Annotated in this window: 14 protein-coding genes; 6 read left to right on the forward strand and 8 right to left on the reverse strand. The window is 68.5% G+C overall.

Going from position 1 to position 19,848, the window contains the following annotated elements:
- Position 1: 1 nt before the first annotated feature.
- The 7 genes from AC56KL_RS02300 to AC56KL_RS02330 form a co-directional block, all read right to left on the reverse strand.
- Positions 2–3,259, reverse strand: a complete 3,258-nt coding sequence (locus tag AC56KL_RS02300) for an efflux RND transporter permease subunit (protein WP_497178522.1) — start codon at positions 3,257–3,259, stop codon at positions 2–4.
- Positions 3,256–6,366, reverse strand: coding sequence for a multidrug efflux RND transporter permease subunit (locus AC56KL_RS02305; protein WP_497178523.1), 3,111 nt, complete (start codon positions 6,364–6,366; stop codon positions 3,256–3,258). The genes AC56KL_RS02300 and AC56KL_RS02305 overlap by 4 nt, the downstream gene beginning before the upstream one ends.
- 115 nt (positions 6,367–6,481) lie before the next feature.
- Entirely contained in the window at positions 6,482–7,849 is a 1,368-nt protein-coding gene (locus AC56KL_RS02310) for an efflux RND transporter periplasmic adaptor subunit (protein WP_497178524.1), read from the reverse strand.
- Between the two features lie 256 nt (positions 7,850–8,105).
- On the reverse strand, positions 8,106–9,962 hold the full coding sequence (gene sppA / locus AC56KL_RS02315; RefSeq protein WP_497178525.1) for a signal peptide peptidase SppA: 1,857 nt from the start codon (positions 9,960–9,962) through the stop codon (positions 8,106–8,108).
- Between the two features lie 28 nt (positions 9,963–9,990).
- Positions 9,991–11,460, reverse strand: coding sequence for a sodium:solute symporter (locus tag AC56KL_RS02320; RefSeq protein ID WP_497178526.1), 1,470 nt, complete (start codon positions 11,458–11,460; stop codon positions 9,991–9,993).
- Positions 11,461–11,579: 119 nt separating this feature from the next.
- Complete coding sequence (locus AC56KL_RS02325; protein ID WP_497178527.1) at positions 11,580–11,996, reverse strand: hypothetical protein; 417 nt, start codon at positions 11,994–11,996, stop codon at positions 11,580–11,582.
- A gap of 131 nt (positions 11,997–12,127) precedes the next feature.
- Positions 12,128–13,771, reverse strand: a complete 1,644-nt coding sequence (locus tag AC56KL_RS02330; protein WP_497178528.1) for an NYN domain-containing protein — start codon at positions 13,769–13,771, stop codon at positions 12,128–12,130.
- A 163-nt stretch (positions 13,772–13,934) separates the two neighbouring features.
- Here AC56KL_RS02330 and AC56KL_RS02335 point away from each other — a divergent pair, with 163 nt between their 5' ends.
- The gene (locus tag AC56KL_RS02335) at positions 13,935–14,360 is read left to right on the forward strand and encodes a DUF7684 family protein (RefSeq protein ID WP_497178529.1); all 426 of its coding nucleotides are present in this window, start codon (positions 13,935–13,937) and stop codon (positions 14,358–14,360) included.
- Between the two features lie 21 nt (positions 14,361–14,381).
- On the opposite strand, the gene AC56KL_RS02340 is transcribed toward AC56KL_RS02335, so the two are convergent.
- Positions 14,382–14,801, reverse strand: a complete 420-nt coding sequence (locus tag AC56KL_RS02340) for a DUF1810 domain-containing protein (RefSeq protein WP_497178530.1) — start codon at positions 14,799–14,801, stop codon at positions 14,382–14,384.
- Positions 14,802–14,874: 73 nt separating this feature from the next.
- Here AC56KL_RS02340 and AC56KL_RS02345 point away from each other — a divergent pair, with 73 nt between their 5' ends.
- From AC56KL_RS02345 to AC56KL_RS02365, 5 genes are all read left to right on the forward strand, one after another.
- Positions 14,875–15,087 carry a DUF3820 family protein gene (locus tag AC56KL_RS02345; RefSeq protein ID WP_497178531.1) on the forward strand — a complete coding sequence of 71 codons (213 nt, stop codon included), beginning with the start codon at positions 14,875–14,877 and terminating at the stop codon, positions 15,085–15,087.
- Positions 15,088–15,176: 89 nt separating this feature from the next.
- Complete coding sequence (locus AC56KL_RS02350) at positions 15,177–15,575, forward strand: response regulator transcription factor (RefSeq protein WP_497178532.1); 399 nt, start codon at positions 15,177–15,179, stop codon at positions 15,573–15,575.
- Complete coding sequence (locus AC56KL_RS02355) at positions 15,572–16,630, forward strand: HEAT repeat domain-containing protein (protein WP_497178533.1); 1,059 nt, start codon at positions 15,572–15,574, stop codon at positions 16,628–16,630. The genes AC56KL_RS02350 and AC56KL_RS02355 overlap by 4 nt, the downstream gene beginning before the upstream one ends.
- Entirely contained in the window at positions 16,627–18,069 is a 1,443-nt protein-coding gene (locus tag AC56KL_RS02360; protein ID WP_497178534.1) for a glycosyltransferase family 2 protein, read from the forward strand. The genes AC56KL_RS02355 and AC56KL_RS02360 overlap by 4 nt, the downstream gene beginning before the upstream one ends.
- 37 nt (positions 18,070–18,106) lie before the next feature.
- Positions 18,107–19,804: a hypothetical protein gene (locus tag AC56KL_RS02365; RefSeq protein ID WP_497178535.1), complete on the forward strand. Its 1,698-nt coding sequence runs from the start codon at positions 18,107–18,109 to the stop codon at positions 19,802–19,804.
- The last annotated feature ends 44 nt before the right edge of the window (positions 19,805–19,848 follow it).

Raw genomic sequence — 19,848 nt, forward strand, 5'->3', positions numbered from 1 at the left:
CTTATTTGGCAGGAATAGGATCGTCCAGGTCGGCATGGCGGGTCAGCTCGTGCTCGTCGGCCTTCTTCTTGCGCAGCCTGTCGAGCAGGACGTAGACCACCGGGGTGGTGAGCAGGGTCAGGAGCTGGCTGGCGACCAGGCCGCCGATGATGGCGACGCCCAGCGGCCGGCGCAGTTCGGAGCCTTCGCCGAAGCCGATCGCCAGCGGCAGCGCGCCCAGGGCGGCCGCCAGGGTCGTCATCAGGATCGGGCGGAAGCGCAGGATGCAGGCCTCGCGCACGGCCTGGATCGCGCTCAGGCCCCGCGCCCGTTCCGCTTCCAGCGCGAAATCGATGATCAGGATGGCGTTCTTCTTGACGATGCCGATCAGGAGGAAGACCCCGATCAGGGCGATGATCGAGAACTCCATCCGGAACAGCAGCAGCGCCAGCACCGCGCCGACGCCGGCCGAGGGCAGCGTGGACAGCACCGTCACCGGATGCACCAGGCTTTCGTACAGGATGCCCAGCACGATGTAGATGACGACGATGGCCGCCAGGATCAGCAGCGGCTGTTCCCGGGCCGATTCCTGGGCCGCGCGCGCCGTGCCCTGGAAGCTGCCGCGCACGTTGGTCGGCATGCCGATGTCCGCCTCGGCCTGCTTTACGGCGGCCTGGCCGTCTTCCAGGTTGTAGCCCTGCGCCAGGTTGAACGAGACCGTGGTGGCCAGTTCGCCATCCTGGTGGCTGACCGAGGTCGGGGTGGAGCTTTCGGCGAAGCTGGCGATCGCCGTCAGGGGCACCATGGTGGTCGCGCCCGTGGACAAGGCCGCGCCGCTGGCCGGGTCGCGCGCGGCCGTCAGGTTGCCCGGCGCGCCGGCCGTGCTAGCGGCTCCCGTGGCGGTGGCGCCCGCGTTCCCCGCACCGCGCGCCGGCACGTAGACGTCGCGCAGGGCTTCCGGCGACTGCGCATAGCGCTGGGCCACGCCCATGATCACACGGTACTGGTTCAGCTCGTCGTAGATGTTGGCCACCTGGCGCTGGCCGAAGTTGTTGTACAGCGCATTGTTGACGTCGCGCGTGCCGATTCCCAGGCGCGAAGCGGTGTCCTTGTCGATGGTGACAAAGGTTTCGACGCCGTTTTCGGCCTGGTCGGTGTCGACGTCCACCAGGGCCGGCTGGCGCTTCATCGATTCGGCCAGGCGCGTGGCCCACAGTTTCAGGTCCGCCGAGTTGTCGCTCTTGAGCGTGTACTGGTAGGTGGAATTGCTGGAGCGCCCGCCCATGCGCAGGTCCTGCACCGGGTTCAGGAAGATCGACACGCCGGTCACGCGCGCCAGGCGCGGGCGCAGGCGGGCGATGACGGCCTGACCGGTGTCGCCTTCGGCGCGCTCGTCCACGGGCTTGAGGTTGATGAACATGAAGCCGCCGCCGGCCCGGCCGCCGCCCGTGAAGGCCACCACCGTATCAACCGCCGGGTCGCGCTTGATGATGTTCACCAGCTGGCGCAGCTTCTCCTGCATGGCCTGGAAGGAAATGCTCTGGTCCGCGCGGATGCCGCCGTTGAGCTGGCCCGTGTCCTGCTGCGGGAAGAAGCCTTTTGGCGCGGCCGCGAACAGGTAGACGTTCAGGCCGACCACGAAGGCGAGGATGATCATCACCAGCAGCTTGCTGTCGAGCGCCCAGTCGAGGGCGTGCTCGTAGCTGCGCAAGACCCTGGCGAAGCCCTTCTCGGACCAGCGCGCCAGCACCCCGGGCTTCTTTTCCCTGTCCTCCCTGCGCAGCAGCCATGCGCACATCATCGGCGTGGTGGTCAGGGAGATCACCAGCGAAATCATCACCGCCGCCGACAGGGTCACGGCGAATTCGCGGAACAGCCGCCCCACCTGCCCGCCCATGAACAGCAGCGGGATGAACACGGCCACCAGCGACAGCGAGATCGACAGCACCGTGAAGCCCACCTCGCGCGCGCCCAGCAATGCCGCCTTCATGCGGTCCATGCCGGCCTCCAGGTGGCGCGCCGTGTTCTCCAGCACCACGATGGCGTCGTCCACCACGAAGCCGGTGGCCACGGTGAGCGCCATCAGCGACAGGTTGTTCAGGCTGAAGCCCAGCAGGTACATGACGCCGAAGGTGCCCAGCAGCGACACCACGGTCGCCACCGCCGGAATGATGGTGGCGCGCACGCTGCGCAGGAATGCGCTCACCACCAGCACGACGAGGAGGATCGACAGCACCAGCGTGAACTCGATCTCGTGCAGCGAGGAGCGGATCGAATTGGTGCGGTCCGAGGCCACCTGCAGGCTCACGTCGCCCGGCAACTGGGCCTGCAGCGAAGGCAGCAGCGCGCGCACGCCGTCCACGGTCTCGATGACGTTGGCGTCCGGCTGGCGCGTGACCAGCACGATCACGGCCGGCTGGCCGTTGAACAGGCCGAGCGTATTCACGTTCTCGACGCCGTCGATCACCTCGGCCACGTCGCGCAGGCGGATCGCCGCGCCGTCGCGCCAGGCCACGACCAGGTCGCGGTACGCTGCCGCCTGGGGCCTGCCCTGCCCGGGTTTTTCACCCCCTTGGCCGGTCGGCTGCGAATAGATCTGGAAACGGTTGCCGCCGCCCTCGATCGCACCCTTCGGGCGGTTGGCATTGGTGGCCTGGATCGCGGCGCGCACGTCTTCGCTCGACAGGCCGTATTTATTCAGCGCATAGGGCAGCAGTTCCACCCGCACCGCGGGCAGCGAACCGCCGCCGATCTCGACCTCGCCCACTCCCTTCACCTGGGCCAGGCGCTGCTGGACCAGGTTGGAAACGGACTCGTAGATCTGGCCGGGCGAGCGGGTCTTCGAGGTGAGCGCCAGGATCAGCACCGGCGCGTCGGACGGGTTGGACTTGCGGTAGGTGGGGTTGCTGCGCAGCGTGGCCGGCAGGTCGGCGCGCGCCGCGTTGATCGCGGCCTGCACCTCGCGCGCGGCCGAGTCGATCTTGCGGTCCAGGTCGAACTGCAGGCTGACGCGGGTCGAGCCGTTGCCGCTGTTCGAGGTCATTTCGTTCACGCCCGCGATCACGCCGAGGCGCCGCTCCAGCGGCGTGGCCACGCTCGATGCCATGGTTTCCGGGCTGGCGCCGGGGAGCGAGGCCGACACGGAAATGGTCGGGTAGTCCACCTGCGGCAGTGGCGAGACCGGCAGCACGAAGAAGGCGGCGATGCCGGCCAGCGCGATCCCGATCGTCAGCAGGACGGTCGCGATCGGCCGCTCCACGAAAGGCCGCGACAGGTTCATGCGCCGACCTCTTTCGGTTTCCCCGGCGCCTTGCCCGCGCTTTTTCCACCCCTTCTGCGCGCCAGGCGGTCGAATGCCAGGTAGATCACCGGCGTCGTGAACAGCGTCAGGAGCTGGCTGACGATCAGGCCACCGAAGATGGCCAGGCCCAGCGGACGGCGCAGCTCGGCGCCCTCGCCCCAGCCCAGCATCAGCGGCACGGCGGCGAACAGCGCGGCCAGGGTCGTCATCAGGATCGGGCGGAAGCGCAGCAGCGCGGCCTGGCGGATCGCGTCCAAGGGGCTCTTGCCCCCGTCGCGTTCGGCCTCGATGGCGAAGTCGATCATCATGATCGCGTTCTTCTTGACGATGCCGATCAGCAGGATGATGCCGATGATCCCGATCACCCCCAGCCCTTGTCCGGTGACCCACAGCGCCAGCAGCGCGCCCACGCCGGCCGAGGGCAGCGTGGACAGGATGGTGAGCGGATGCACGTAGCTCTCGTACAGCACGCCCAGCACGATGTACACGCAAACCACGGCGGCCAGGATCAGCCACAGCTGGCTCGACAGCGAAGCCTGGTAGGCGCCGGAAGCACCCAGGAAGCTCATGCTCACCGAGGCCGGCATCCTGATCTCTTCGCCGGCGGCGCGGATCGCATCTACCGCCGTGCCGAGCGAGACGCCGGGCGCGGTGTCGAAGCCGACCGTGGCGGCCGGATACTGGGCGACATGGGTGATCTGCAGCGGCGCCTCGGCCTCGCGGATGGTGGCCACCGCCGACAGCGGCGTCGGCTGGCCGGACGCGGTGCGCAGCTGCAGGCGCGACAGGCTCGCCAGCGACATGGTTTCGTCCTGCTGGGCCTCCAGGATCACGCGGTACTGGTTGGTCTCGGTGAAGATGGTCGAGACGATGCGCTGGCCGAAGGCGCTGTAGAGGGCGTCGTCGATGGCCGCGGCCGTGATGCCCAGGCGCGAGGCGGTGTCGCGGTCGATGTCGATGTAGGCCGCGCTGCCCACCGCGCCGGCGTCGGTGGTGGCGTTGCGCAGCTCCTCGAGGGTGGCCATCTTCGCGACCAGCTTGCTGGCCCATTCGTTCACCGTGGCGCTGTCGGCGCCCTCGATCGACAGGCGGTACTGGGTCGGGCCGCTTTCCGCGTCGATGGTCAGGTCCTGGGTGGGCTGCAGGTACATGGTGACGCCGGCGACACCGGCCACCCGCTGGCGCAGCCGGTTCATGATGGCTTCCTGGTCGCCGCGCTCCTCGGCCTTGAGGTTGATCAGCATGGTGCCGGTGTTGAGCATGGTGTTGTTGGCGGCGTCCACCCCCACGTAGGAGCTGAGCGAGCCGACCGCCGGGTCCTTCAGCACTTCGGCGGCGGCGGCCTGCTGGAGCCTGGCCATGTCGGCGTAGGAAATCGACTGGCGCGCCTGCAGGCGGGCCTGCAGCTGGCCGGTGTCCTGGGTTGGGAACAGGCCTTTCGGGATGATGATCCACAGCAGCGCGGTCAGCACCAGCGTGCCGAGGGCCACCAGCAGGGTCAGGCCCTGGCGCGCCAGCACCCAGCCCAGGGCCACGTCATAGCGCTGGATCACGCGATCGAAGAAGGCCTGGGAGCGTTGCGCGAAGCGGCCTGGGCGCTCTTCTTCGTGGCTCCTGAGCCAGCGCGCCGCCATCATCGGCACCAGGGTGAGCGAGACCACCATCGAGATCAGGATCGTCACCGCCAGGGTCACGGCGAATTCGCGGAACAGGCGGCCCACCACGTCCCCCATGAACAGCAGCGGAATCAGGACCGCGATCAGCGAGACCGTGAGCGAGATGATGGTGAAGCCGATCTGCTTCGCGCCCTTGAGGGCGGCCGCCATCGGCTGTTCGCCCTCCTCGATGTAGCGCGCGATGTTCTCGATCATGACGATGGCGTCATCGACCACGAAGCCGGTGGCGATCGTCAGCGCCATCAGGGACAGGTTGTTCAGGCTGTAGCCCATCAGGTACATGATGCCGAAGCTGCCGATCAGCGAGATCGGCACCGCCAGGCTGGCGATCACGGTGGCGCGCAGGCTGTGCAGGAAGGCGAAGATCACCAGCACCACCAGCGCCACGGCCAGCAGCAGTTCCATCTGCACGTGGTGGACCGAGGCGCGGATGCCGGCGGTGCGGTCGCTCAGCACGTCCATGCGCACCGAGCCAGGCAAGCCGGCCTGCAGCTCGGGCAGGCGTTCGCGGATGCCGTCCACGGTGGCGATCACGTTGGCGCCGGGCTGGCGCTGCACGTTCAGGATGATGGCGGGTTTCAGGTTGGCCCAGGCGCCGATGCGCACGTTCTCGGCGCTGTCGACCACGCGCGCGACGTCCTGCAGACGCACCGGGGCGCCGTTGCGATAGGAGACGATCAGGTTCCGGTAGTCCTCGACGGCCAGCAGCTGGTCGTTGGCGTTGATCGCATACGACCGGGTCGGGCCGTCGAAATTGCCCTTGGCGCTGTTGGCATTGGCGGCCGTGATGGCGCTGCGCAGCGTGTCCAGGCCCAGGCCGTAGGAAGCCAGCGCCTCGGTGTCGGCCTGGATGCGCACGGCCGGGCGCTGCCCGCCGGACAGGGTCACCAGGCCCACCCCGGACACCTGGCTGATCTTGAGGGCCAGGCGCGTGTTGACCAGGTTCTGGACCTCGGTGAGCGGCAAGGAATCGGAAGTGATGGCCAGGGTCAGCACCGGCGCGTCGGCCGGGTTGACCTTGGCGTAGACGGGCGGGGCCGGCAGGTCGGCTGGCAGCAGCGAGCCGCCGGCATTGATCGCGGCCTGCACTTCCTGTTCCGCGACGTCCAGGGTCTGGCCGAGGCCGAACTGCAGCGTGATCACCGACACGCCGGCGGCGCTGGTGGAACTCATGCGTGTCAAGCCGGACATCTGGCCGAACTGGCGTTCCAGCGGCGCCGTGACGGTGCGCGCCATCACCTCGGGACTCGCGCCCGGGTACAGGGTCTGCACCTGGATGGTCGGGAAGTCCACCTGGGGCAGCGCCGACAGCGGCAGGAAGCGGTAGCCGACCAGGCCGGCCAGCACGATGGCCAGCATCAGCAAGGCTGTGGCGACCGGCCTGCGGATGAATGGGGCGGATGGGCTCATGGCATGTTCCGGTACGGCGCATCAGTGCATGCACGATTTGAACGCGCGCACGGGAAACCCGTGCACCCTACGTAGGGTGGTCGGCTTCGCCGACCGCGCGGCCAACGCATGCTGGTCATTGCTGCGCTCCCTGCCTCTGGCGACGGCCTTCGCCCTGCCCTTCCTGCCCGCCGCCACGCTGTCCGCCGGCGCCGCCCCGCGCTCCTTGCGGCCTGTCACCCGGCAGCGTCACCTTGGCCCCGTCGCGCAGCCGGTCCGCACCCTCCGTGATCACCTGCTCGCCCACCTTCAGGCCGGACGTGATCTGGATCCTGTCCACCGTCGCCTGCCCGCGCGTGACGGCGCGCTGCGACACCGTGCGCTGCTGCGGATCGAGGACGTAGACGAAGTCGCCGTTCGATCCATGGCGCAGCGCCGTCACCGGCACCACCACGGCGTTCTCGATGGTGTCCAGCACCAGGCGCAGGTTGACGAACTGGCTCGGGAACAGCTTGTTGTCGGAGTTGGCGAAGCGCGCCTTGGCGCGCACGGTGCCGGTCTGCACGTCCACCTGGTTGTCGAGCGCCATGAAGCTGCCGGTCGCCAGGGCGGTGGTGCGGGTGCGGTCCAGCGCCGTGGCGGGCAGCCTGGCTCCTTCCGCGATGCGCGCCTGCAGCGCCGGCACCTGGTCTTGCGGCAGCGTGAATTCGACGTCGATCGGCGCGAGCTGGGTGATCACCGCGACGCCGTTGGCGTCCCCGCTGCCGACCAGGTTGCCGATGTCGACCGTCCGCAGGCCGACGCGCCCGGAGATCGGCGCCTTGACCTGCGTATAGCTGGCGTTGAGCCGGGCAATGCCTTCGGCGGCGCGGTCGGTCATCACGGTGCCTTCCAGCTGCTTCACCAGCGCCGCCTGGGTATCGACTTCCTGGCGCGCGATCGATTCCTGTTCCAGCAGGGTGCGGTAGCGGGACAGCAGCAGGCGCGCGTTCTCGAGCTGGGCCTCGTCGCGCTGGCGCTGGCCGCGTGCCTGCAGCAGCGCCATCTCGAAGGGCCGCGGATCGATGGTGGCCAGCACCTGGCCCTGCTTCACCATCTGCCCTTCGGTGAACAGGATCTTCTGGACCACGCCCGAGACCTGTGGCCGCACGGTGGCCGTGGCCGCCGCCGTGACGGTGCCGAGCGCCTCGATGTTGACGGGGATGTCGGCCTGCTGCGCCGTGGCGACGCCGACCGTGGTCGCCGGGCCGCCGCGCCCGCCCCGGCCCCCTCTGCCGCCGGCGCCGGGCCCACCGCCTCCGGCAGCGCGCGCGCCGGCCGTTCCCGGCGGCCCGCCCGCTTCACCGGCCGCCGGACGGTGGGTAAGGTACCAGGCCAGCGCGGCCAGGCCGATCATCGCAAGCACCGCGACCACGGCGCCGATCAGTCGCTTGCGGCGCTTTGCTTCGGGAGAAGCTGGCGGCGGGCTGGTGAGGGCGGACTTGGGAGACGAGTGGGAATCCATGCTCAACCTTGTTTTTTTAGCCTTGATGTTATTCAGTTAACAGCTGCCGAAAAGCGTAGCACGGGCTCCTCAAGTCATATGTTTCGTAACGTACATTGCGCGCACCATCTTGTTACATTGCCGGGTCGGCATGGACGCGATGCGGAGCGCACCGGTCATCGGCACGACGGGCCACCGAATGCAAAACGGGTGCGGAAATCGCTTCCGCACCCGTTTCGCGTTTGTTGCAAGCGCTTACAAAGCCGCTACAAATCTCTTACGGCGTAGCGCACATGCAGTGCGTGACCGCGGCGAACGGCTTGCGCCCGTCCGCCACATCCTTCAGCCAGGCCATGTCCTGCGCCACCTGCGCCATCGGACCAGCCGGCAGCACGTCTTCCATCAGGCCCAGCTTGACCTGGATGTTGACCGCCTGCACGGTCGAGGCGCCCATCATGTTGAGGAAGCGTTCGACGCGGCTGACCGGGCGTTCGACATAGGCAACCCGGTAGTCCTCGCCCAGCCTGGCGCGCCTGGCGGCCGAGGCCAGTGCGTCGCGGTAGCCGCCCAGTCGGTCGACCAGGCCGCGTTCCTTGGCCTGGGCGCCGGTCCAGACGCGGCCCTGCCCCACTTCGTCGATCTTCGCCGGCGTGGTCTTGCGGGCCTGCGCCGCCCTGGTGGTGAACTCGCTGTACACGTGGTTGATGCTGCTCTGGACCAGCGAGCTGAACCGCGGGTCGAGCGGGCGCAGCGGATTGTAGGCGTCGGCCAGCCAGGTGGTGGTGACGCCGCCCGTATGGATGCCCAGCTTGTCGCTCACCTTCTCGGCGGTCGGCAGGATGGTGAACACGCCGATCGAGCCGGTGATCGTGGCCGGGTCGGCGATGACTTCGTCGGCCGCCATCGAGATCCAGTAGCCGCCCGACGCGGCCACGCTGCCCATCGACACCACCACCGGCTTGCCGGCGGCGCGCGTGAGTTCCAGCTCGCGCCGGATCAGTTCCGAGCCGTAGGCGCTGCCGCCGGGCGAATCCACGCGCAGCACCAGGGCCTTGATCGCCTCGTCCTCGCGCGCCTGGCGGATCAGGTTGGCGGTGGTGAGGCCGCCGACCACGCCCGGGCCGCTCGTGCCTTCGGTGATGTTGCCCGAGGCGGTGATCACGCCGACTGCATCGCCGAAGGGCTTTGGCTCGTGGCGCGCCAGGTAGTCGTGGAAGCCGACCTGGCGGAAGGACTTGATGCGCTCATCCCATGCGCCGCGCTTGGCCAGCATGGCGCGGATCTCGTCGCGGGTCTTGAGGCCGTCCACCAGCTTCGCCTGGAGCGCCACCCTGGCCGCGTTGCCGCCCGCCGCTTCCATCTGCTGCGGCAGGGTCTCGATCCATTTTGCCACGCTGCCCGCGCTCAGCTTGCGGTTCTTCTCCACCTGCCCGGTATAGTCCTGCCAGAGGGCGTTGTAGAGAAAAGCGTCGGCTTCCCTTGCAGCCTCGGACGGACCGTTGGCGATATACGGTTCGGCAAAGCTCTTGTAGGTGCCGACCTTGATCAGGTTGACGGTCACGCCCAGCTTGTCGAGGGCGTCGCGGTAGTAGTTGCGGCGACCGCCGAAGCCTTCGATGATGACCATGCCCATCGGGTGCACGTAGACTTCGTCGGCATGCGAGGCCACCAGGTAGCGCTTCTGGTCATAGGCGCCGCCCCAGGCAACCACCTTCTTGCCGGATGCCTTGACGCGCTCGATGGCGGCGCCGATCTCGCGCAGCTGGGCCAGGCCGCCGCCGTCCATCTGGTCGAGCAGCAGCACCACGGTCCCGATGTTCTTGTCCTTGGCCGCGGCATCGAGCACGCGCAGCAGGTCGCGCAGGCGCACGCTGCGCTTGCTGTCGCCGCCGACCGAGTCGAGCACGGTGTCCTGGAAGCTCGACTGGTACTGTTCCACCAGGTCGCCCTTCAGTTCCAGCACCAGGGCGGTCTTCGCGCCGATCGGCTTGACGCCGCCGCCCGTCATGAGCATCACGACGATGATCACGAACAGCAGGAACAGCAGGTTCATGAAGGTACGGCGCGACACGTCGACCGCATGCCACAGCATGCCGAACGCGCGGCGCAGCGCACTGAGTGGTTTGAAAGCCATCGAAACTCCGTCTTCAGTCAATACATCATTAAACCGTCACCGCGGCCGCGCCTGCCTTCTCCTTGTGGGAAATGGCGAACAGGCCGGCAAACACGAGTATGCCATTTACCATGAGCAATTCCAGCCCGAGGCGGTAAGAACCGAGCAGGTGTTCCTGATTGTACTCAAGGAGAGCGCAAAGAATCGGCGCGCCAATCGTAATGTACGGCACCAGGCGGTCGGTCAGGGAGCGGCGGGTGAGCATGCCGAAGGCGAACAGGCCCAGCAGCGGACCGTAGGTATAGGCCGCCAGCTTGAGGATCACGACGATCATGCTCGGACTGTCGGCCAGCTTGAAGCCCATGACCAGGAACAGGAACAGCGCGGCGAAGCCCAGGTGCACGCGGCGGCGCAGGCTTTCCTTGCCCGCTTCCGTCATGTCGGTACGGCGCTTGATGCCCAGCAGGTCGATGCAGGTCGACGAGGTCAGCGCCGTGATCGCGCCGTCGGCGCTGGGGAACAGGGCCGAGATCAGTGCGATCAGGAACACGACCTGCAGCGCCGCCGGCAGGTGGCCCATCACCACGGCCGGGAAGATCTTGTCGCCGCTTGCCGTGACGCCCGCGATCGGCGCGTACAGGTACAGCAGGCCGCCCAGGAACAAGAAGGAGAGCAGCACCACGACCAGCACCGCGGTGAGGGTCAGCATGTTCTTCTGCGAGTCCTTCAAGGTCTTGACCGAGATCGTCTTCTGCATCATTTCCTGGTCCATGCCGGTCATCGTGATCGTGATCAGGGCGCCGGCGACGATCTGCTTGAGCCAGAAGTTGGGGCTGTCCGGATCGTGCGTGAAAATCCTGGCCAGACCTTGCGACTGCATCTGGTTCAGGCTTTCCGGCACCGACATGTTCAGTTCGCCCAGCAGGATCCACACGCATGCGAACAGGCCGAACAGCATGGCGCTGGTCTGCAAGGTGTCGGTCCAGACGATGGTCTTCACGCCGCCCTTGTAGGTATACAGCAGGATCATGCCCAGCACGACCACGGTGCTGAGCCAGAACGGCACGCCCAGGCTGTCGAGGATGATCGCCTGCAGGATGTTCACCACCAGGTACAGGCGCGCGGTGGCGCCCAGCAGGCGCGACACGATAAAGAAGCCCGCCCCGCTCTGGTAGGCGCGCCGGCCGAGGCGGACGTCGAGGTAGTGGTAGATCGAGGTGAGCTGCAGGCGGTAGTACAGGGGCAGCAGGATGTAGGCCACCGCGATGTAGCCGATCACGTAGCCGATCACGATCTGGGCATAGCCGAAGCCGTCGACGCCGACGGCGCCCGGCACGCTCACGAACGTCACGCCGGACAGCGTGGTGCCGACCATGCCGAAGGCCACGAGCATCCAGTTGCTGCTCTTGTTGCCGATGAAGAAGCTGTCGTTGTCGGCGTTGCGGGAAGTGGCCCAGGCGACCCCGAGCAGGAGCGCGGAGTAGCCGATGAGGATTGCGAAAAGAAGTGCCGGGGACATGGAGTTCCTGGGGGAAAGATGGATTCGCCCAGCAATATACACCCAAGCGGCCCCAGCGGGAACGGCAGCGGGATGCCGCTAGCGGGTCCGCCCATGCCCGCCGGTTATGCCCGGCAGGGTCAGGCTTCCTCGCCCTGCACCCGCTCGAACGGCCCAATGCAGGTGTTCATGGTTTCGTCCGCGCACATCAGGAACAGCGCCCCCGACGGATGGAAGCGGATGTAATTGGTTGCTTTCGCGCCCGGTTTCATGATGGCGCCCGAGCAGTCCTTCTTGCCGTTGTCCTTGACGATGCGGTCTTCCAGCCGGTAGAAACCCTTGGCGCTGGGCTTGGCGGGGATGCGGTACTCGCTTTCGGAGACTTCCTCGGCGCTGGTCACCAGAGTGGTGCCGTCCGGGCGGAAGCGGTAGGTTTCAGAGCAGGAAAGGTCGGGCAGGCTCAGTTTCCAGATGCCGACGATCGGGTGGTCCGCCTGCGGCGCGGCCCCTGCGGTGTTCAGCACCGACAGCATCAACAGTCCGGCAAGCACACGCATGGCAGCTCCTTCGCAGGTCGTGCCAGCCGCAGCGGCCGCCACGGCGGGCCCGCGCATGCGGGCGATGTCATTATGACAGCGACAGCGCCGGCAGGTCGCACACGTCGCCGCGGGCCTGCCCTGGCGCGCCTTCAGCCCTTGGACGGGGCCTTCGGCTTGGCCGGGCGGCGCCCGCGCGCGGCAGTGCCGCGCGCGGCCGGCTTGCGGGCCGGTCCCCCCGTCGTCTTGCGCGCCACCTTGACTTCGGCGACGTTGCCGTCGACATCGTTACTGGTGTCGTCGTCGAACTCATCGTCCTCATCGCTGCCGGCCGCTGCCGCGACATCCGGGCGGGCCTCCGGTTCCGCAGGCGCCGGCCCGGATGGCGCTGGCAGGCTCTCGGCGGATGCGGCGCTGTCCGCTGCCGCGGCCTTTCGTGCCGCCGGCTTGCGCGGCGCGCGGCGGCGCTCCTTGACGGGGGCAGCCGCCTCGGCCGCCACTTCAGCTGCCGATTCAGGCGCCTCGTCGGCCACGGGCGCAGCGTCTTCGGCGGACGGGACTGCCGGCACGAGCGCGCCGGGCCCGGTGGCGCCAGCGGTGACGTCTACCGGCGCCGCCTGCGTCACATCGCCACGGTAGGAGATCTTGCCGCGGCCACGGCCGCGGCGGCGCGTGTCCGGCTTGTCCTCGGCCGGGACGGCGAGCTCTGCCTCCGGCGCGCCCGGCGCGGACCCGTCCGCATCAGGGAACACCGCCATCGGCGTCTCGGGAGCCAGGTCGGCGGCTGCCGCGGACGGCGCCGGTGCCGCCGCTTCGCCACGCCCGGCCCCCTTGTTGCGCCCGCCGCGACCGCGGCGGCGTGGCTCCTGCCGCGCTTCCGCCGCGCCGGGCTCGTCCGCGCTTTCCTCGTCCTCGGCGGCGGGCGCTTCCGGCACGGCCGCCAGTTCCGGCACCGGCAGCGCCGCCGGCGTGCCCGTGCTGCGGAACACGTAGGTGCCCGATTTCTCGTCGCGGCCGAACTCGAACAGGCCGCGGGCCTGCGCTTCTTCCAGCAGGTTGCCGAAGGTGCGGAAGCCGTAATAGGTTTCCGAGAAGTCCGGACGGCGGCGCTTCAGGGTGTCTTTCAGCAGCGAAGCCCAGATCTTGCCGGTGTCGCCGCGCTCCGAGACCAGGGCGTCGAAGGTCTCGACCACCATCTCGAGCGCCTGCACCTTGCGCGCCTCGAGTTCCTCGCGGCGCTTGTCGTCGCTCGGGCGGCGCGAAGCTGGCTGGGCCTTGCGCGCGTCCAGCTCTTCCTTGCGCTTGGCGGCGGCGCGGCGCACTTCGCGCACCAGGTCGTCATAGAAGATGAATTCGTCGCAGTTCGCCACCAGGAGGTCGGAGGTGGACTGCTTGACGCCCACGCCGATCACCCGCTTGGCGTTCTCGCGCAGCTTCGATACCAGCGGCGAAAAGTCGGAGTCGCCCGAAATGATGACGAAGGTGTCGACGTGCGACTTGGTGTAGCACAGGTCGAGCGCATCGACCACCAGGCGGATGTCCGCCGAATTCTTGCCGGACTGGCGCACGTGGGGGATCTCGATCAGCTCGAAGTTCGCTTCGTGCATCGGGGCCTTGAAGGCCTTGTAGCGGTCCCAGTCGCAATAGGCTTTCTTGACGACAATGCTGCCCTTGAGCAGCAGCCGCTCCAGCACCGGCTTGATGTCGAATTTTTCGTAATTGGCGTCGCGCACGCCCAGCGCGACGTTTTCGAAGTCGCAGAACACCGCCATGCTGATATTGTCGGAAGAAGCCATGTATGTTTTTTCTAAAGGTAAAGGACAGACTGACGGCGATTATACGCAACAACGCTCCACCGTCGCGGTCGGCGTGTACAGGGCGGACGTATCGTGCACCGTGCGCATGACGGCGCCGGAACGCATCTGGCACAATGCCCGCTTTCGCATACGGTCCACTGCCATGCCACAGCCGCGCCTCACCTACCTCCATGTCCCGCCCCACCAGGACCTGCCGCCGATCGGGGAATTCCCGCCCTTCCTGGCGGTGCTCGTCGTCGACGCGGTCTGCGAGGAAAGCTGGCGCTGGGAAGCGAGCCGCTGGCTGGCGGCCTCGCATTGCCGCACCCTGCTGGCCTGGGGCGAGTACTGCGCCGACTGGGCCGAGTCTGCCGACGACGCCCACCTGGAAGCCTTCGACTACGACGAGGTTCCTCCCGAGCGCCTGCTCATGAGCACCTCGCACGAGGAAGAGGACCTGGAAGAAGTGTTCTGGTTCGCCCGGCATCGCGCCCGCCACCCGGTCCTGCAGCTGACGCACACCGTCATCATCCACATCGCCGAACACGGCCGGAAGGAGGCGCTGGAAGCCTTGTACGCCCGGGCTTGAACCTCGGGCGAGGCCGCGTCCTCATAGCAGCGCGAGCGTATTGCGGTCCGGCGCGCCGTCGAACCAGCGGTCGATGCAGTCCTGGAATACCGCCTCGTGCGGCGCCACGTCGGCGAACAGGGTCATCGAGGAATGGAATTTCATGTCGTCCGGCGCTCCGAACACCTCCTCGATCGCGCCGGCGTCGAGCCCGGCCACGATGGCCGCGCACGCGCGCAGGCGTGCGCCCAGCAGCGGATGGGCCAGGTAGGCCGCCGCCTCGTCGGCCGAGGCGATGGCGTAGCGCTGCGCCATCTCGCTGCGGCCAAGCCCGGCGAGCTGGGGAAAAATGAACCACATCCAGTGGCTGCGCTTGCGTCCGGTGCGCAACTCGGCAAGGGCGGTCTCGTAGACCGCGGCCTGTGCGTCGACGAAGCGTTGCAGGTCGAATTCTTGCGTCATGATGCTTCCCTCCTGTGTCTTGGATAATACTGCGCCGCGCTTGTTGCACCGATTATTGCTACAGTAGCGCACGATGCAAGCCGATCACCTCTCCCTTCTCCTCGTCCGCGAGATGCCTTATGGTAAATACCAGGGCCGCAAGATCGCGGACCTGCCCGGTCACTACCTTGGCTGGTTCGCCCGCGAAGGCTTCCCGCGCGGCGAACTGGGCCAGCTGCTGGCCCTGATGTACGAACTCGACCATAACAACCTGCGCGGCCTGCTCGACCCGCTGCGCCCGCGCTGACCCGCCCCTGCACCGCCACGGGGCGCCGCCGCCGTCACCGGGCATGCCGGTAGGCTATACTGGCGGCGGCGCCATTTCATTCGACATCGATGGAACACGAACACGTCTCCTCCCCCCTGGTGCTGGTCGTCGAAGACGACGAGCACATTGCCCAGGTCCTGCGCTTCATGCTCGAGCGCCAGGGCTACCGCGTCGTCCACCTGGCGGACGGCCGTGCCGCGAGCGAGCACATCGGCGGCGCTAGCGAGCGCCCCGGCCTGGTCCTGCTCGACGTCATGCTTCCCTATGTCGACGGCTTCGAGCTGGTGCGCCTGGCGCGCGAGCGCAGCGACTGGGCCGGCGTGCCGATCCTGATGCTCACCGCCAAGAACACCGAGCGCGACACCGTGCGCGCCCTCGATGCCGGCGCCAACGATTTCGTCATCAAGCCCTTCCAGCCCAACGAATTGCTGGCGCGGGTACGCCGGTTCCTGAAGCCGGGACCATGACGCCGAACGCCGTGCCAGCAGGCGCCGGCAGCACCTTCGTCACCATCGCCATCTGGACCGGGGTGGCCGTACTCACCCTGACCCTGCTGCTCGCCCTGCAGATCGTCGTGCTGCGCATGTCGCTGCGCCGGCGCGAACGGCGGGCGGCGGCGGTGGTCGCACGCTGGCGTCCGCTGCTGAACCTGGCCATCGTGGGCGAGGAGCCCAGCCTGCCCACGCTGTCGCCGCGCGACCGGCTGCCCTTCCTGCACCTGTGGGCCCACCTGCAAGGCTCGGTGCGCGGCGAAGCCAGCGCGGCGCTCAATGCCGTGGCGCGCCGCCTGGGCGTGGACAGGCTGGCGCGCGGCATGCTGGCGCGCGGCGCACGCGAGGAACGCCTGCTGGCGACCCTCGTGCTCGGCCACCTGGGCGACCGCGCCGCCTGGCAGCAACTGCAAGCGCTGGCGCGCGCTCCGGACAGCGTCCTGTCCCTCACCGCGCTGTGGGCGCTGGTGCGGGTCGACCCGGCGGCGGCGGCCGAGTACCTGACGCCCCTGTTCGTCGAGCGCGAAGACTGGGCCCTGTCGCACGTGGCAGGCATCCTGCAGCAAGCCGGCACGCCGGTGGCCGAGGTGCTGGCGCGCCTGCTGCCGCAACTGGAGGAAGCCCGCATGCCGCGCGCGCTGCGCATCGCCGAAGCCTTGCGCCTGACGCTGCCAGCCGGCGTGCTGGCCGCCGCGCTGCACAGCTCCTCCACGGCCGTGGTGATCGCCGCCCTGCGCGGGGTGCTGACGCCCGAGAGCCTGCCGGAGGTGCGGGCCCTGCTCGGACATGGGGACTGGCAGGTGCGGGTGCAGGCCGCCCGCGCCCTCGGCCGGGTCGGCGAGCGCAGCGACGCAGCGCGCCTGACGGCCCTGCTGGCAGACCCGGAGTGGTGGGTGCGCTACCGTGCCGCGCAGGCGCTGCGCGAACTGCCGCAGCTGGCGCGCGCCGACCTGGACGCGCTGCGGGCCTCGCTCACCGACCGCTTCGCGCTCGACATGCTGGACCAGGTGCTGGCCGAGGAAGAAGCATGAGCGGCGTGAACTGGAGCCAGCTGCTGGGCGACTTCGTCACCTGGTTCGTGTTCTGCTATTTCATCGCGCTCAACGGCGGCTACCTGCTGCTCAATGCCTTCGCGCTGCGTGCGCTGCGCCTGAAAGGCCAGGAACTGGTCATCGCCGACCTGCCGCGCGCCTATTCCGGCCTGGAACCGCCGGTCAGTATCCTGGTTCCCGCCTACAACGAGGAAGCCACCATTGCGGCGTCGATCCGCTCGATGCTCCAGCTGAGCTATGCCGAGTTCGAGATCGTCGTCGTCAACGACGGCTCCAAGGACAGCACCCTCGAGGTATTGAAGCGCGAATTCGGCCTGCTGCCGTTTCCCGAAGCCTACCGCCGCCGGATCCCCACCGCCGAAGTGCGCCAGATCTACCGCTCCACGCGCTACCCGAACGTGCGCGTGATCGACAAGCTCAATGGCGGCAAGGCCGATTCGCTCAATGCCGCCATCAACGTCTCGCGCTACCCGCTGGTGTGCGGCGTGGACGCCGACTCGATCCTGCAGCGCGACAGCCTGGCCAAGGTCACCGAACCGTTCCTGCGCGACCCCACCGTGGTGGCCACCGGCGGCACCGTGCGCGTGGCCAACGGCTGCACGGTCAGCGGCGGCTTTCTCACCAGCGTCGGACTGCCCACGAATATCTGGGCGCTGTTCCAGGTGGTCGAGTACCTGCGCGCCTTCCTGTTCGGACGCCTGGGCTGGTCGTCGATGAACGGCATGCTGATCATCTCGGGCGCCTTCGGCGTGTTCCGCAAGGACACCGTGGTGGAGGTCGGCGGCTACCGGGTCGACACCATCGGCGAAGACATGGAACTGGTGGTGCGCATGCACCGCCTGCTGCGCGCCAGGCGCCAGCCCTACCGCATCGAGTTCGTGCCCGATCCGGTGTGCTGGACCGAGGCGCCGGAAGACTTCCGCACGCTGAAGAACCAGCGCATCCGCTGGCAGCGCGGCCTGGCCGAGAGCCTGAACGCCAACTGGGGCCTGATGTTCTCGCGCAACGGCGGCGCGCCGGGCTGGGCGGCCTTTCCTTTCATGCTGCTGTTCGAATGGCTCGGGCCGCTGATCGAAGTCGGCGGCTATCTGTTCATGGCCTGGCTTTTCTTTACCGGCACGATTTCCTGGGAGGCCTTCGGCGCCTTCCTGTTCGTCGCCATCGGCATGGGCATCCTGCTGTCGGCCTCGGGCCTGCTGCTCGAAGAGATGTCTTTCCACATCTACCCGCGCGGGAGGCAGCTCCTGATGCTGGGGCTGGTCGTGATCCTGGAGAACTTCGGCTACCGTCAGCTCAACGCCGTGTGGCGCCTGACCGGGCTGTACCGCTGGGCGATACAGAAGGAGTCCAGCTGGGGAACGATGAAGCGCAAGGGTATTGGCGATGCGCCAAAGCCGCAGGGCCCGACCGGCAAATGAGCGCGGCCGCCGGCCCGGCGCCGCTACACTGCATGCCATGCACCGCCCTGGCCTGGTGTCGCTGCTTGCGCTCCTGTTGCTGCCCGTGAGCGCTCCCGTCCATGCCGCCTTCCTGCACCTGTGCCCCGCGGCCGGCGCGCCGGAGGGCGCGCACGTCGCCAGGCTGCGCGGCGAAGACGGCGCGGAACTGCGCCTTGTCGTCAGCACCGCCCCCGGACTGCGGGGGTGCGAGGAGATCGACCTCGGCGCCGCCCAGGTCGAAGCCCTGCATGTACTCGGGCGCAACATCAGGCCCACGGCCACCATCCTGCTGCAGGGCGACGACAAGACCCGGCCGTTCAAGGTCAGCGAGCAGACCCTGGTGCCTGACGGCGGCGGCCAGCCCGCCGCGCCGGAACCGATGCCGCTGCGGACCAACCTGCTCGCCGCCATGCAGGCCCGCAGCTACGGTGTCGAGGAACGGGTACAGGCCGGGCTAACGGGAGGCCGGCTACGTCTGGAGTGCCGGCCAGGCAGGCTTCCGGCGGGCGTGGTGCTGCGCGGTCCCTGGACCATTCCGAAATTGCGCGCGACGCTGCTCGCGACCTCCTCCGGTACGGGAAGCTTCGGCTGGCAGGCGGCCGATGCGGCGAGTGCGGCGCGCGAATCCGCGCTCGACATGGGTCACATCGCGGCCTCGGGCGATGCGGCCAGCACGGCCCTGGCGCTGCCCGCCGGACTCGATCGCGCCGGCTTGCGCCAGTTCGTCATCGTCTGCCCGCCCGGCGGCGGCACGCTGCTGCTCGATTCGCTGGTGCTGGCGCCGGACCCACCGGCCGCGGGCTCCACGGCGGCGCGCCGCGCCACCTGGATCTGGGACCGCAATGCCTGGCGCGAGCGCCCCGGCACATTGCTCGACTGGGCCGCGCGCGAAGGCCTGGGTGAGCTGTTCGTCGTGGTGCCGCTCGAACGAGGCCGGATCAAGGACGCGCAAGCCCTGGCCGCCTTCGTTCGCCGCGCCCGGCAACGCGGCATTGCCGTCAGCGCGGTGGAAGGCGATCCGCACATGGTGCTGCCGTCGCAGCGCGGCGCCACCGCGGCCCGTGCCCGCGCCTATGCCGCCTACAATGCTGCGGCCGCGCCGGCGGCGCGCCTGTCGGGCATCCAGTTCGACATCGAACCCTACCTGCTGCCCGGGCACGTGCTGCCCGCCGAGCGCCTGGACCGGGAATACATCGCCACCCTGGCGGCGCTGCGCGAGGCTGCCGGCCCGATGCCGCTCGAATTCGTGGTGCCGTTCTGGTGGAGCGACCGGCATGCCGTACTGGCCGCCCTGGCGCGCCATGCCGACGCGCTGTCGGTGATGGACTACCGCACCGATCCCGGCCAGATCTACCGCTTCGCCGTCCCCTTCCTCGACTGGGGCGCGGCCAACGGCAAGCGGGTGCGCATCGCGCTCGAGGCCGGCCCGCTGCCGGCCGAGACCCAGCGGCGCTACCGCCGCGCACCGAACGGCAGCGCAGGCGACATGTTGCTGTTCACGCTGGCGGGCCAGCAGGTGGCCGTGCTGCTGCGCCAGCCGCTGGCGCATCCGCGCGCCCTGCCCTACCGGCTGGCCGGCGCCCGCCACATCGACGGCTCGGCCACCACCTTCCACGCGAACAAGGACGCCCTGCGTGCGCTGCTGCCGCGCCTGGAGAGCGATTTCGGGGCCTGGCCAGGCTTCGGCGGCATCGCCTTGCACGAGTGGCGCTGAGGATTTCCAATTCGTCGGACGAGAGCGGCCCGCTGTTGTAAGTC

The sequence above is a fragment of the Telluria sp. ZB4P34 genome (genome assembly GCF_059686055.1).

What these genes read in the sequence shown, in the direction of transcription:
- AC56KL_RS02300 (WP_497178522.1), bottom strand. Translation starts at nt 3,259, where the DNA reads ATGAACCTGTCGCGGCCTTTCGTGGAGCGGCCGATCGCGACCGTCCTG.
- AC56KL_RS02305 (WP_497178523.1), bottom strand. Translation starts at nt 6,366, where the DNA reads ATGAGCCCATCCGCCCCATTCATCCGCAGGCCGGTCGCCACAGCCTTG.
- AC56KL_RS02310 (WP_497178524.1), bottom strand. Translation starts at nt 7,849, where the DNA reads ATGGATTCCCACTCGTCTCCCAAGTCCGCCCTCACCAGCCCGCCGCCA.
- sppA (WP_497178525.1), bottom strand. Translation starts at nt 9,962, where the DNA reads ATGGCTTTCAAACCACTCAGTGCGCTGCGCCGCGCGTTCGGCATGCTG.
- AC56KL_RS02320 (WP_497178526.1), bottom strand. Translation starts at nt 11,460, where the DNA reads ATGTCCCCGGCACTTCTTTTCGCAATCCTCATCGGCTACTCCGCGCTC.
- AC56KL_RS02325 (WP_497178527.1), bottom strand. Translation starts at nt 11,996, where the DNA reads ATGCGTGTGCTTGCCGGACTGTTGATGCTGTCGGTGCTGAACACCGCA.
- AC56KL_RS02330 (WP_497178528.1), bottom strand. Translation starts at nt 13,771, where the DNA reads ATGGCTTCTTCCGACAATATCAGCATGGCGGTGTTCTGCGACTTCGAA.
- AC56KL_RS02335 (WP_497178529.1), top strand. Translation starts at nt 13,935, where the DNA reads ATGCCACAGCCGCGCCTCACCTACCTCCATGTCCCGCCCCACCAGGAC.
- AC56KL_RS02340 (WP_497178530.1), bottom strand. Translation starts at nt 14,801, where the DNA reads ATGACGCAAGAATTCGACCTGCAACGCTTCGTCGACGCACAGGCCGCG.
- AC56KL_RS02345 (WP_497178531.1), top strand. Translation starts at nt 14,875, where the DNA reads ATGCAAGCCGATCACCTCTCCCTTCTCCTCGTCCGCGAGATGCCTTAT.
- AC56KL_RS02350 (WP_497178532.1), top strand. Translation starts at nt 15,177, where the DNA reads ATGGAACACGAACACGTCTCCTCCCCCCTGGTGCTGGTCGTCGAAGAC.
- AC56KL_RS02355 (WP_497178533.1), top strand. Translation starts at nt 15,572, where the DNA reads ATGACGCCGAACGCCGTGCCAGCAGGCGCCGGCAGCACCTTCGTCACC.
- AC56KL_RS02360 (WP_497178534.1), top strand. Translation starts at nt 16,627, where the DNA reads ATGAGCGGCGTGAACTGGAGCCAGCTGCTGGGCGACTTCGTCACCTGG.
- AC56KL_RS02365 (WP_497178535.1), top strand. Translation starts at nt 18,107, where the DNA reads ATGCACCGCCCTGGCCTGGTGTCGCTGCTTGCGCTCCTGTTGCTGCCC.